This is a genomic window from Aeromonas sp. QDB20 (assembly GCF_027707805.1).
Classification (GTDB): domain Bacteria; phylum Pseudomonadota; class Gammaproteobacteria; order Enterobacterales; family Aeromonadaceae; genus Aeromonas; species Aeromonas dhakensis.
The window spans coordinates 315,047-327,266 of the sequence record NZ_JAPCJC010000005.1; the positions used below are offsets into that span (position 1 = coordinate 315,047).

Consider the following 12,220-nt stretch of genomic DNA (forward strand, 5'->3'; position numbering starts at 1 on the left):
CCCAAGGCGCAAGGCTCAGGCAAAGGCGGGGCGAAACGCAATGTTCGTGTTCGTGCCCGCGCGTGAATTGTACAGATTGAGCGCGGCCAGGCCAGCGTTGGCACCGCTGTCCCAATTGCCGCCACGATACGGGAGTCGCTCGCCGAAATTGCGCATATAGATGCGCCCCTGCGGCAATGCCCCAGCCGGCTCCAGCAGCAGCCGCTTCATCGCCTGATTGCTGACGTAGCTGCCTGATTTTGTCATTGCTCGCCACTCTACGTTGGCTGAGTTGCCTGCGTTGGCGTTGTCTCCGATGGCTCCCAGTCTGTTGTTGACTGCGTTGGACAGGATGGCCGATCCACCGGTTGGTGTTGACGCATCAAGAAACGCATCAGCGAACGCCCAGTCAACTTCGGCCTGGGTGTTGTAGGCAGAAATCTTAAAGCGCCCATCTTGCAGCAGCAATCCGTCCTGCCACTCCCAGACGTTGCCGACCAGATCCGCAATCCCGGCCGGGGTGCGAGTATGCGTCGCCTCGGACCCCATCGAGCCGGTCTGGGTTCGCCCCGTGCCGGCTGCATCACCCGGCGCTCTATTGTCGGCCCGATCGCCTACCATCCAGGTTTTGGCGTGGCTGCGACCCCAGTTGGTGTTTCCGATTGGCTCGTAGCCGTTGGCCATGCACCACAGGGCGATTGCCGCCCATTCGTGCGCCGTCATCAGATGCCAGCCTGCGCCTTTTGCACTACAGGCGTTGCGGGCGGCGGTGTGATCGAGCGAGGCGCGGGGATCTTGCCGCGGCGCGCTGACAGCGCCGGAGCCGGACGCAAGATATGCGCCGATAAAAATTTCGCCCTTAATGCTGCCAGTGCCCACATCGAACGCCGTCACATCGCCAGTGCCCATATCGGCAGTCATGCCCAGGTCGGCGTAGCTGAAGCGCGGCAGCACGAACATAGCATTGGCGTTGCCAGCGCTGTCGCGAATGATGGTCTGTCTGCCGCCGGTTGCCCGCTCCAGGGCGTAGCGCTCCGCATCGAGGATGGTGGCGCCGCCCACGCGCATCAGCGAGCCGGTCCCGGCTTCGGATGCTACTGCAATAGCGTCGGATACGGTTCCCAACCCTGAAATCTGCTTGGCTTTGTCAGCCTCAGACTTGGATCTGTCGGCTTCAGCTTTTGCTAAGGTAGCGCTAGAGGCTGAAGACGCAGCAGAGGCTGATGCATTGGATTGCGCAGTCTGAGCAGATGCAGCAGAGGCTGATGCTTCAGCTGCCAATGCCACGGCTGAAGCAGCGCGATCCGCTTCGGTCTTTGCCCGGTCGGCTTCGACCTTGGCGCGGGCCGTCTGCCCCTCGCCCTCGCTGGTCACACGTTTCCACGGGATCAGTGTTTGCTTGGTTCCATCCGGTGCAGTCACCTCAACAGTGGTGGCAGTGCTCGTCAGCAGCGCCTGGAAGGCATCGCTTTGCTGCTGATAGGCACTCAGGGTGGCCGTCAGGCGACGGGCGAACTCAGGGACGGAATCCGAGAAAGTCGTGATGATCTCGTAGGCTTTGCCCGTGGCAGTGGTGCCACGGTATGACTGCACCAGATACAGCTCCGTGTTGGACACCACGTAATCCACCTCATAGAAATCTACCGAGGTGCCGCTGGTGATACAAAAAAGGTGGCCCTTGGCCACCCCGTTCTTGGTGTCTGCGAAGGTTGTCCCGGTACCGGTCACCTTCTTGTTACCATTGGTGACGGCCACCGTACCGTCACGCTTCCACACTCCTGCCATGCTGCCTCCTTACTGACCGGTCACGCGGGAGAAGCCTTCGGTCTTGCGCTGCTCCATGTTGGTATCAACCTGGGTCTTTTCACCCAGTTGCTGCAGGTAGGCATTGTAGTGGCCGACCGCCCGATTGGAATTGGCGCTGTATTCGGAGTCCTTCGAGAAGGCCCGGTACATGATGAAGTCGATAAGCGGGTTGATGTAGATGTCATCCAGATCGGCCAGCGCCAGCGTGCCCACGTTTTCCACGTCCGCCAGTACCTTGGATTGCGGCGCTACGGAGTAGATCACATCCACCTTCACTGCGGCGGCGGGGCCCGGGTAGAGATAGAAGTTCTTGGGATCCCGATCGTCGTAGGTGTATGCCGCCACAGTGGTGCCATCCTTGCCCGCATGCCAATCCGGATAACTGTCATCGAGCGCACGGCGCGGCACGAAGCGGATCACCTTGCCGTCGGCATTGCGAAGCACCTCGATCAGCCGCAGGGCATCTGCAGGCAGGCTCTGCTTGGTGCCGGCTGCGCAGTTGAACTGCACGTTCTTGGTGTGGGCGTCAGGACGCATCAACACGATCGCTTTGGCAGCATCGTTGTAGTAGTCCAGCAGCTCCTGCTTGGGCCAGCGAACCCAAGTGCGATCGTTGAGCAGGGTATTTACCCGCTTCAGTATCGAGTCAACGGTAACGGTTGCCATGTGTGGAGTCCTTTAGAAAAAAGTGTGTTTGCGGGGCGGGTTGTGGAATTCGACCTGGGTCGGGGCGCTGTGCTCTTTGCGGAACCGACCAGCGCGACGCCAACCTTCGACGAACTCAGCCAGGTGGTACCCTGCACGCTTAGGGTCAGACCAGGGGCGGTCTGGCTGGGCATAGAGCAAGGCAGCGACGCCATGGGCAATGGCATCGGCGTGATCGTGGTAGAGCTGGGCTGGGAGCTCGGTGGCGTTCTTGACCGGGGCAGCCACATACCAGATCCGCACATCGCTGAGATCAGTCAGGATGCTCAACTCATTGGCCGACATGGCGAAGTAGTCACGCCCACTGACAAATGGCGCGCCCCCTTCACCGGTCAGGTGCAGCACATTGCACGATGTCATCCCGCTGATGTTGCAGACCTCCACCAGGCTGCCGGCTGACGCGCTTGGCAGTAGTCGGTCAAGGGTCAGCAAGGCCGACTCCCGGCAGAACGTGATGGCCGCCTCTGTGACGGCCTCACTCAGCATGACTTCGAGCGGGCCGGTGATGTGCAGCCTGACAGTGGGCAGGAACTGCTCACGCGACACCATCTGCATGCTATTCCCCCTGCTCTGCCAGCTTGGCCTTCAGGGCATCACGCACGCGCACCCGGTAATCGGGCACCTTTTCTTGCGGGCCCTGTGGCTCGATATCCAGATCTTCCCCTTCCACCAGGGTGGCCAGTTGGGCAGAGGTCATCTTGGCCAGATCGCGCTCACCGACCACCATGCTCTGCTCTTCCGCCAGGCGGGCCTGCTCGGCGGCGAGGCGCTCCTTCTCTTTGGCGGCAGCCTGGGCAGTGGTCTCCTGCCGCTCCAGCTCGCCAGCCAGTGCCTCATGGCGGATCCAGACGGTCGGGAACTCCAGCAATTGCATGGCGATGTGACTCTCCACATCCACTGCGGTATGGCGCGGGAAGACCAGGCGGCTGCCGGTGACCGTGTCTTTCTTGCTCGGCTTGTCGCCGATGTAAACCACGGCAATCTTGTCGCTCATGGCGATGACTCCTATTCAGAAACGAAAAAGCCCGGCACAGGGCCGGGCGGACAGTGATCGGCAGCCTTACAGGTTGCCGACTACCTCGTAATGCAGTTTGAGCTTGACCGTGCCCGTCGCAGCGCCGCCACCAACGGTGAGGGTGATCTCCTGGTCGGGCAGCGTTTTCAGATCGTCCACCGGGAAATACTTGGATACCGCCGTTGCCGTGCCTTCGGCGTTGATGATGGTGGTGTCGCCAATTTTGACGGTCAGCGTGGTGCTGGCACCCAGCGCGCCGCTGATGAGGGTGGCGCCAACCACTTTCAGGTTGGGCTCCACCTTGTCACCAAACGCGATGACGTCGCCAGACGGCACAGCCGCCAGCTTGGCCACCAGGGTCGGGGAGATAGAGAGGTTGCCGAACGAACCAACAAACCAGCGGTAAGCTCGGGCGATCAGGGTAGTTTTGGCCATGACATGGCTCCTTATCTGGTCAGATATCAACAGGAGGGGGTATCAACCCCCTCGCTCTGGTGGGTGGATTAGCGCGCGACGGCGCTGACGGCGGTATCCAGCACCATGCAACCATGGTCCTGAATGTTGCCGTTGCGCTGCTTGAAGCGGATCTTCTGCAGGCCGGATACCCAGCTGATGGAGATCTCGGTACTGTTGCCGTGGTCGGTTTTCTCTTCGTGCATGCCGAAGGAGCCGCCCTGCTCGCCAGAGCCGAAGGCGTTAGCCAGCGCCTGACCACCCAGCAGCACGGCGCGGTCGATGGTGGTGCCTGCTACCTTGTCCACTTCCACGCCGGTCGCGGAGTTGGCGGCGCACACCTTGACGGTGCTGCCTTGGTTGAAGCGGATCGGCATGCCCTTGTAGGGCTTGACCAGGATGCCGCGCCACATCGCCCCTTCACCGCGGAAGATGGGGTGGTTCCAGCCCTTACTGCGCTCCATGGCGGCAGCCAGCATCGCCTGCCAATCCTTGCCGGAGGTGGAGGTGTAGAAGTCGTGCCACTGGCGCGGGGTGACATAGAGCACGTAGAGCGGCTCGCCACCGGACGGATCCGCCACCATGCGGATCGGCTGGATGGGGTTGGCCATCTCGGACAGGAACAGCGACATGTTGTCCACGCAGCCCAGATTGAAGCGGTCAGCCGCGTCGATAGCTTCGAAGCTGGTCGCATCACCACCGAAGAAGTGGCGCTCGTAGGTGGGCGCAGTCAGCGGGTTGATCATGATATCGGCAAATTCCGGGTCATCCGCCAGCGGCAGGATGATATCGGTCGCGTAGTAGTCGCCGCGGGCGCCGGCCAGCTGGGCAAAGCCGCGCTGATCAACCAGTCGGCCGTAGTAACCATCAGCAAGCAGCGTGCGGGCGGTCTTGATCAGGTCGTGCTTGGTGCGCTGCTGGCTCATCTTGCCGCCAGCATCCACGCCGTGACGGGTCTGGTTGATTTTGAGCGCGAAGTCAGCAAAGGACAGGGACTCCAGGCGGCCATCCAGCTTCTGATCGCCCATGCTCGGGCGACCGGAGAGCTGATGGAACAGCTGCATATCCACGGAATCGCCGCGCTGCTTGGTCAGGTCGGTGATGCGAACTACCGGCGCACCTGCACTGGTCTGCTTGCCGCCGTTGACCTTGGCGCCCTTGGGGGCCTCTTCGGTCAGCATGTTCACCAGCGAGTGGGAACGGTTGGCCGCCGTAAACAGTGCGGCCTGCAAAATCTTGTTGGCTTGCGCCGAGGTGACTTGGGTCATGGTCCTCTCCTACATGAAAACAAAAACCCCGACACAGTGGTCGGGGTTGGCTTATTGAAATGGGGGGTGGGTTAGAACCCGGCCTGCTCCAGCAGCGCCTCCATTTGGGCGTCCGTCATGGCGCCCATCTCGCCGATAAGCTCGGTCTGAGACATGGTGCCGAAGCGCTCCACACCAGTGGGGGCTGCATGATGGGTCTGGCCGAGAGCCGAGGGGCTGGACGGGATGAAATCGGCAGGCTTTTCTGCACCCTTGCCGGGTACCTTGGCGGGAGGGATGACCTCATCACCAAAGGCCAGCTTGGTGCGGCGCGCCGCCTCTGCGAATCGCTCATCCAGCGACTTGCCTTGCCACGCGGGATCAGCCTGGAGCTTCTCATCGACGATGATGGCGAAGTCGAAACGGTCCTGGTCCTTTTCCCGCCAGCTCACCAGATCAGGTACCGCCTGCAGTGCGGCCTGTACCGGGTTGAGGGTGGGTTGAACCTGCTGCGGGGCGACCTGGGGCTCCAGCTTTTGGAGCTTGCGGGCAATGGCGGCGATGGACTTGCCGAGATCCGGGTAGTCCTGCGCCAACTGCTCGAGCTCCTCCTGGCTGATGTCGTCGGGGTCCACGTCGGGGTTGATCCCGTGCTTCTCCATCAGCGCCTGCAGCTTGTCCCGCTCGGCCTGGGCTTGCTGCGATGCGGCCAGCTGCTCACGCAGTTGCTTGGCTTCATTGCGCGCCTGCTCCAGCACTTCATACGGGATGGTGTGTTGACCGCTCTTGGCCAGGATCACCTTCTCAGGCTCCGCGACCCCTTCACCGCCCTGCTCGGTGCTGCCCTGTTCGTTACCGGCTGCCACCTCGCCCGCCGACGGCGCGGGTTGTACGTCCGTTTGCTCGGTGCCAGTGCCATCATCCAGCTCGCTATCGGGCTCACGCTCGATCGCTTCCAGCATGGCTTCCAGTTCGTCCAGGCTCTCAGTGCCGGTCAGGTTGTCGATGTTCTTATCCATGGTTGTCCTCGTGGGTTTTCAGTGGGTGGTATCGCTGCCCAAGCGGGGGAAGGCTCTCGGTAAAAGCGCTCCCCGGCTGGGGCTGGGCATAAAAAAGCCCGCACAACGCGGGCAAGGGTTGCCGTCTATCGCTAAAGATTCGCTAAATGGCACTTGAGCCGCCAGCCTTCCAGCCTCCACAGCTCTTGGCGGGCCTTGGCTTCGGCATCCTTGATGGCGTACTTGGCGCCAAGATCTGCATTGAAGTTGGCCGGGTCGGCGCAGGCGGTCATGCCGATGGCAAGGGTGAAGCCGTTGGCAGCAATGGCGGTGGCCAGCGTGGTGGTGGTGCCGGTGACAACCTGCACCTCATAGCGAACACCACTCATCAGAGCGTCAATCTGGTCAGGGGTGACGCGCGGCGCGGTCAGTCCGAGAGTCTGGATCTCGCGCTCCATCTCGGCATCAATGTGTTGCTGGTCGGTCATGGCCCGCTCCAAATAAAAAACCCGGCACAGTGGCCGGGTCTGGAAATGAAAAAGGCCCAATCTCGACAGACTGGGCCATGTTGGGGAAATCGTAACGCTGGCAGGTCAGGAAAGCAACTGTCAGAGCGCGATGGCGTCGATCTGCTGTTGGATGGTGTCCAACAGCTGGGCCTGCAGCAAAGCCTGCTCACCCTGGATGCTCTGCTGCTCTGCGGCCAGCCGCTCCATCTCCTGCAATGTCTTGCCTGTCTGGGCCTGCTTGAGGGCATCCTCGAACCGGATGGAGTCGGTCAGCTTGGCGATGCGCTGGGCCTCTGCCTGCCACTTGGCGGCCTTGCCCTCCAGCTCGGCCAGCTTGGCCTGCATCTCGCGCATGGCAAGCTCCTGCTGCATCTGGGCCTGCTGGGCTTGCTGCTCGGCGGCTGCGCGCTCCTCCTCGTTCATCTCGTCCGGGTCTTTCGGGATGTTCAGGGCATTGCGGATCCGCTCCACAAACTCGGCCTTGCGCGGTACATCCATCAGCTCGACCAGCAGGTCAAAGCAAGCGCCGGCAGCCTCGGGCGGGAGTTGTGACATGGCCTGGGTCATCCGCTCAGCCAACTGCTGCTTGTAGGCGGCAGTCTGCTGGATCGGCGCCAGGGCGATATGGGCCCGCAGCCGGGTCACATCATTGGTGAGTTTGCCATCCTCCTGCTCCACGTTGACCACCACGGCTTTGCGGCGGCGGGGGTCATCCCGGTTCACGGTCACCTTGTAGTTGCGCTTGCTGGCCATGTCTTCCAGCAGGTACGCCAGCGCCAACTGCCCCACTTGCTGGCAGCCCATCCGGTAGTTGTCGTTGATCTCGGAAAGCGTGGTTGCCCCCTGCTCCACCAGGTTGCTGATGGCCACACCAGATTGTCCGGTGGAGCCCTGGCCCAGGAAGGCGGCATAAACCCCCATGGTGTCCTGGATCAGCTTCACCGAGTCCTGCATCACCTGAAACTGCTGGGCCGCCACGTTGAAGTCCTGCTCTACCTTGAAGGCATCGCTCACGCTGGTCTTGTTGGCTCGGTCAGGGTTGAGCTCGATATAGCCATCGGGGCGCTCGACTTGCTCCAGCACCTGATCCCGGCTCATGTTGGTGGCGTCCTTGTCCATGATGACGCGCTTGGCCTGCAGCAGGAAGGTGAGCTTGATACGCCGCAGGTTCACCTCGTCCTGCGCCGGCATGGCTCGAGCAATCAGCCCATAGGGTTCGCCGGTGCGGTCTTTGCGATACCCCCAGAACGGCACCAGCGGGTACATGTTGTGGGGAGCAGAGCAGGGTCGATCAACCAGATGATGAGGGCCGACGAACCAGGATTCCCGGATCACGGCCACCGGGCAGCGTTCCAGCTTGGCGCGCCCCATGGCCACAGCAGCCAGGTGCAGTTGATTGGTCTTGTCGTACTCCAGTGCCCGACCGGAGTCCAGCATCAGCACCTGACGCATGGTGTAGGTGCGGTAGTAGACCACTTGCAGCAGCACCCGGTCCCGCTCCCGGCTGCACCACTCGATCTCCTTGCCGCTGAATTGGCTCCACTCGTCATAGGCGCTGACCAGATTGGGGTCCAGCCCCTCGATGGAGGTCAGGCTCACGACCCCCTCCCAGTCGTTGACGCCCCACTGCAGCGCCTGTGCCTTGCTCGGGAACATGGTCTTGGCCTCATCCAGATCGACCCAGCGGCGGCGCATCAACCAGCGGCAGTCGCTTAGGTCCGGCTCCCTGCTGTGCCAGTCCCAATAAACCTCGTCTCGGTGGACGTTGCTGAACTTGTAGCGCGGGCCGAACGGATCATCGCGGCGGCATACTTCAACCCAGCCCACACCGGTCTTGATCTGGCCGCCATACGCCTCGCCCCGGGCGCGGTCCAGTCCGCCAAGGCGGCACATATCGGCGTATTCAGCGTTGACGGCCTCGGCCAGTTGCTCCAGCTCGTCGTCGTGGTCATCGGCGATCACCATCAGATCGGTGCGGCTCTTGGCTTCCATCCCCAGCACGCCGTCAATGGTCGGCGCGATCAGGTTGTGAATGGTGATGGGCTGGCCCCGAGCCTTGAGCACACTCACCACCTCGGGCGGCAGTTGATCGCCGTCGTAGTAGGCGCACGCCCGATTGGCGATAGAGCGCCAGTCCGGCTGGCCATTGATATCGCTCATCAGTTTGAGCAGGCGCGGGGTATCGAGGCCGCCTTTTTCAGGGGCCTTGGGTTGGGCGTTGATCATCAGTTGGCCATCCAGTGCTTGGGTTTGCGGGAGGATTCAGGTTTGACGATGCGGGCCGGCATCCGGACACGCATCTCTTGGGCAATCATGTAGCTCATGAGCTGGTCGTCGTAGCAGCCGTCCTGGGCGTTCATGCTGCCGCTCTTGTCGTAGACGTAGGTGGTGGCTTCGGAAATGGTACCGATCCAGCGGATCCCGGACTGCCCGGCACGCAGCAGGGCCTTGAGGCCATCAACCAGGATCGGCTTTGACTGCCGGGTGGTAAGCCAGCCAAGGCGCGGCGTCTCGTCGTCGCGGTCCCGGTCGATGTGCTCCTGGGTGTAGATGCGCCGGGTTGGGTAGATCTCACGGAGCTTGAGCAGCACAGCGTGGCCGTGGTTGTTGCGCTCTGGTCCAATGTAGGCCGGGCCATGCTCTGCGGTGCCGTAGAACCTGCCGACGTGGGCAAGCAGCTGGGCAAACAGCCCCGGGTCGAGATGGCCGAACCAGTGGGCCACCTGCCGGCCGTCGCTCTTGGCCGTCACATCCAGGCTTGAGCGGTCGCCGTGCTCCAGCCCTTCCGCCACGTCGGCGCCGATGGCGTAATCCTCGTCAGGGTCTGGCAGCTCCCAGACCAGCAGCATGTTCTCGAGGGAGCGCTGGCCACGCTCGTCCAGCTTCTCCGGTTTGCGGGCCTTCTCGCGCCTGCCGGTCACTGGGTCGATGTCGTAGACGATGAGCGGGGCCATGCAATCGCCCTCGGCATCCATGGTATGGATGGGGTCGAACACCCGGCGGCCAGAGGTCAGGAAGGCTTCCAGCGGCGTGCTGGGAAACTCCTGCTTCATCTCGGCGCCCAGTGTGGCCTCCTTCAGCACGTACCACTGCCGCTGCTCGTCGGTAATGGTGCAACCCATCGACTTCTCGACCGCGGCGAAATACTCCGCCTGGGTCTTGCTCATCACCACACCGGAAGCGGGGACGTCGGCGCGATACTTGGGATCCTGCCACCAGGCGAAGAAGTGGAACTTCCAGTCGAGCTGACTGAGTTCACCGGATGCCCTGGCCAGCTCGAGGGACTTCATGCTCATGGAGTGGAAGTCGCCGCCCACCCCTTCGGCTGTGCTCTCGATGAAGGCCACGGCGCCCGGGTGGATCGCCTGCAGCGTCCCGGTTCGCACCTCCTTGGCCTTCTCGGGGTACTTGGCGCAGATCTTCCCGTGTTCGGAGACATGCAGGCGCTGGACTGTACCGGACCGGAAGGAAGTGGCCACCTGGATGCTGGAGCCGTGCCGGAACAGGATGTGCCCGCCATTCGCCCCACCGCGCCGGGTCACCACCTTGAACTGGGCCTTGAGCCAGCCCGGCAGGTTATCGAACGGGACTTCGATCTTGGTGCGGTAGATCTCGCCAGCGGCCGTCAGGTCCTGGGCGATGATCCCGCACTTGAGGTTCTTGTTGAACAGCGCCTCGTCCAGCAGATAGATGTCGATGGCCGTGGAGAATCCGAGCTGACGCGCCTTGAGGATGATGTTCAGGTACCACATGGTCCGGAACAGCAGCTCCTGCGCCGGACGCAGCCGGAAGCGCACCAGTTGGCCCTGCTCGTTCTCGATCATGTAGAGGTTGTTCATCCGCCACCACTTATCGCTGAGCTTCGAGCGGATGTAGGCCATCTGCTCTTGCTCAGTCATGGAAGATGCGTCGATGGGAACAGTCATGACATCAGCCCCCCTGTCCCCATGTCGTGGAGCTCGGAAACCATCTCGCTAACCGGAGTGGCCTCGCTGCCGCCATCCTTCTCCAGCCGATCGGCTTCGGCCGTCAGCTTGCGGGTGGCTGCCTTGATGCGCTTGGTGTCGGCCTCAATCTTGGGGCCGGTTACCTCATCGATACGAATGGCGCTCAGGGTGCGCTCGATGGACTCGATTCGCTGAATGTTGCGATCAAGGGCCTGCTCGGCTTTCAGGATCTTGTCATAGAGCCCAATCCGGTCAGTCATCTCGGTGGCATCGACCAGATCCTGATGCAGGCTCTTCAAGGTCTTGGTGACGGAGATAACGCGAGCCCGGGTGAATATCAGCTCATCCCGCAGCCTCAACTCCTCAGCCTGGTCGAACAGTTCAGGCGAATCGAGGAACTGGGCATAACCGCCGTGGGTCAGTGCAGGCCGGTCGCCGGGTTGCCACTTATTCGGTGGGTTCTGGTTGCCTTGGTTGCCTACGGACTCCCGATTTCCCTTGTCAAAGCGCCCATCTGGCTGGCGCCCCGAGTTGGTTTTCGAGTTCTGGTCCAAGCTGGCCGGGGTATAAGTGGATGCCGAGGACTTCTCCCCTCTTCGCTCTCCCCCTTTGGCCTTGGCCTCATTCCCCTTGGCTTGCGCACTTTGCGCAGATTGCGCAGTTTTGCGCACTTCGGAATGCGCAGATTGCGCAGCTACGCGAGATTTATCAGGTTGCGCAGGGGATTGCCCCCGAGATTTCAAATAGCGACGCGCCGAGTTGTAGTTCAGGCCGCGGCTGTCGCACCAGTCTTTCGCACTGATGCCGGTCGCTTCGTGCTCCTGCAGGAACTCTGCATTGAGCTGTGCCCAGTCGGTCTTTGCCATTTAGAGAGATAGCTCGCCTTCGACAACGGTGTCGCCGGGTACGGGCTGATGGGTTGCCGGTACCACTACGGAAACGCCGGTATTGAGAACAACCAGGGCATGACTGCCGTCATACTCCTTCACATGAGTGATAACCCCGGTCACGGTAACGCCATTAACCACCGCATCGCTCCAGTGCATCAAGATAGTCCAGTAGGTCGGCCGTTGATCCCCCAGAAAGACAAACCCCGCCGTTATTGGCGGGGCTCCATGTCAGCCTGGGAGTGGGTGGTGGGCAGTTTGCCGTTTGGCTTGGTGTCGTCTGGCAGCTGGCCAGAAGCAGCACCGAAGCGAGCAGCAAAGCGCCCTTGTGGGTCACTATGGTTTTGGTCATAGCTTTCCTGCACCTCCCTTGCCCGTTCCTGCTTAAGCCAACGGCCCAGAAGGGCCGTTAGAATGTCGAGCAGTTGGAGCAAGCTGTTCATGTTATTGCTTCCGGGCTTTATCAGCCGGCAGGTTCAGGGCCAACTTATCCAGCACCTTGATGAGACCGACCAGGAAGGCGTCTACCTTCCCGATAATCTCATCATCCCGGGTGGACGGGGTGACGGCCGCAATCTTGGCCAGCCCCTGCACCACGAGGGACGCGCCCCCTACCACGGCCATCAGGATGACAAGCCAGTTGATGACCACCTCAACGATGTGCTCCATATCTA

At 61.8% G+C, this 12,220-nt stretch carries 14 protein-coding genes; all 14 read right to left on the reverse strand.

The genetic code is table 11. The features are described 5' to 3' along the window. Positions 1-15: 15 nt before the first annotated feature. Complete coding sequence (locus tag PG897_RS08855) at positions 16-1,764, reverse strand: hypothetical protein (RefSeq protein WP_270828906.1); 1,749 nt, start codon at positions 1,762-1,764, stop codon at positions 16-18. A 9-nt stretch (positions 1,765-1,773) separates the two neighbouring features. Then, positions 1,774-2,451 (reverse strand): phage adaptor protein, encoded by a 678-nt coding sequence (locus PG897_RS08860; protein ID WP_270828907.1) that lies wholly within the window; start codon positions 2,449-2,451, stop codon positions 1,774-1,776. A 12-nt stretch (positions 2,452-2,463) separates the two neighbouring features. Then, positions 2,464-3,045: a hypothetical protein gene (locus PG897_RS08865; protein WP_270828908.1), complete on the reverse strand. Its 582-nt coding sequence runs from the start codon at positions 3,043-3,045 to the stop codon at positions 2,464-2,466. Between the two features lies 1 nt (position 3,046). Next, positions 3,047-3,484, reverse strand: coding sequence for a hypothetical protein (locus tag PG897_RS08870; RefSeq protein ID WP_103858400.1), 438 nt, complete (start codon positions 3,482-3,484; stop codon positions 3,047-3,049). 66 nt (positions 3,485-3,550) lie between these two features. Beyond that, a complete protein-coding gene (locus tag PG897_RS08875) occupies positions 3,551-3,940 on the reverse strand; it encodes a hypothetical protein (RefSeq protein ID WP_053288662.1) in 390 nt (129 codons plus the stop codon). Positions 3,941-4,008: 68 nt separating this feature from the next. Further along, positions 4,009-5,226: a phage capsid family protein gene (locus PG897_RS08880; RefSeq protein WP_053288663.1), complete on the reverse strand. Its 1,218-nt coding sequence runs from the start codon at positions 5,224-5,226 to the stop codon at positions 4,009-4,011. Between the two features lie 71 nt (positions 5,227-5,297). Further along, a complete protein-coding gene (locus PG897_RS08885) occupies positions 5,298-6,224 on the reverse strand; it encodes a hypothetical protein (RefSeq protein ID WP_270828909.1) in 927 nt (308 codons plus the stop codon). 131 nt (positions 6,225-6,355) lie between these two features. Further along, a complete protein-coding gene (locus tag PG897_RS08890; protein ID WP_270828911.1) occupies positions 6,356-6,691 on the reverse strand; it encodes a Gp49 family protein in 336 nt (111 codons plus the stop codon). Between the two features lie 120 nt (positions 6,692-6,811). After that, the gene (locus PG897_RS08895; protein ID WP_270828912.1) at positions 6,812-8,938 is read right to left on the reverse strand and encodes an OmpH family outer membrane protein; all 2,127 of its coding nucleotides are present in this window, start codon (positions 8,936-8,938) and stop codon (positions 6,812-6,814) included. Further along, positions 8,938-10,611, reverse strand: coding sequence for a terminase (locus tag PG897_RS08900; RefSeq protein ID WP_270828913.1), 1,674 nt, complete (start codon positions 10,609-10,611; stop codon positions 8,938-8,940). The genes PG897_RS08895 and PG897_RS08900 overlap by 1 nt, the downstream gene beginning before the upstream one ends. 23 nt (positions 10,612-10,634) lie before the next feature. Further along, entirely contained in the window at positions 10,635-11,525 is an 891-nt protein-coding gene (locus PG897_RS08905) for a terminase (protein ID WP_270828914.1), read from the reverse strand. Then, the gene (locus PG897_RS08910; RefSeq protein WP_205756326.1) at positions 11,526-11,705 is read right to left on the reverse strand and encodes a hypothetical protein; all 180 of its coding nucleotides are present in this window, start codon (positions 11,703-11,705) and stop codon (positions 11,526-11,528) included. Between the two features lie 53 nt (positions 11,706-11,758). Then, entirely contained in the window at positions 11,759-11,989 is a 231-nt protein-coding gene (locus PG897_RS08915; protein ID WP_270828915.1) for a hypothetical protein, read from the reverse strand. A gap of 1 nt (position 11,990) precedes the next feature. Then, a complete protein-coding gene (locus tag PG897_RS08920; RefSeq protein WP_270828916.1) occupies positions 11,991-12,215 on the reverse strand; it encodes a hypothetical protein in 225 nt (74 codons plus the stop codon). Between the last annotated feature and the right edge of the window lie 5 nt (positions 12,216-12,220).

Coding starts and splice junctions, on each gene's coding strand:
- PG897_RS08890 (WP_270828911.1), bottom strand. CDS start 6,691: ATGACCGACCAGCAACACATTGATGCCGAGATGGAGCGCGAGATCCAG.
- PG897_RS08905 (WP_270828914.1), bottom strand. CDS start 11,525: ATGGCAAAGACCGACTGGGCACAGCTCAATGCAGAGTTCCTGCAGGAG.
- PG897_RS08895 (WP_270828912.1), bottom strand. CDS start 8,938: ATGATCAACGCCCAACCCAAGGCCCCTGAAAAAGGCGGCCTCGATACC.
- PG897_RS08865 (WP_270828908.1), bottom strand. CDS start 3,045: ATGCAGATGGTGTCGCGTGAGCAGTTCCTGCCCACTGTCAGGCTGCAC.
- PG897_RS08910 (WP_205756326.1), bottom strand. CDS start 11,705: ATGCACTGGAGCGATGCGGTGGTTAATGGCGTTACCGTGACCGGGGTT.
- PG897_RS08920 (WP_270828916.1), bottom strand. CDS start 12,215: ATGGAGCACATCGTTGAGGTGGTCATCAACTGGCTTGTCATCCTGATG.
- PG897_RS08900 (WP_270828913.1), bottom strand. CDS start 10,611: ATGACTGAGCAAGAGCAGATGGCCTACATCCGCTCGAAGCTCAGCGAT.
- PG897_RS08860 (WP_270828907.1), bottom strand. CDS start 2,451: ATGGCAACCGTTACCGTTGACTCGATACTGAAGCGGGTAAATACCCTG.
- PG897_RS08875 (WP_053288662.1), bottom strand. CDS start 3,940: ATGGCCAAAACTACCCTGATCGCCCGAGCTTACCGCTGGTTTGTTGGT.
- PG897_RS08880 (WP_053288663.1), bottom strand. CDS start 5,226: ATGACCCAAGTCACCTCGGCGCAAGCCAACAAGATTTTGCAGGCCGCA.
- PG897_RS08870 (WP_103858400.1), bottom strand. CDS start 3,484: ATGAGCGACAAGATTGCCGTGGTTTACATCGGCGACAAGCCGAGCAAG.
- PG897_RS08915 (WP_270828915.1), bottom strand. CDS start 11,989: ATGAACAGCTTGCTCCAACTGCTCGACATTCTAACGGCCCTTCTGGGC.
- PG897_RS08855 (WP_270828906.1), bottom strand. CDS start 1,764: ATGGCAGGAGTGTGGAAGCGTGACGGTACGGTGGCCGTCACCAATGGT.
- PG897_RS08885 (WP_270828909.1), bottom strand. CDS start 6,224: ATGGATAAGAACATCGACAACCTGACCGGCACTGAGAGCCTGGACGAA.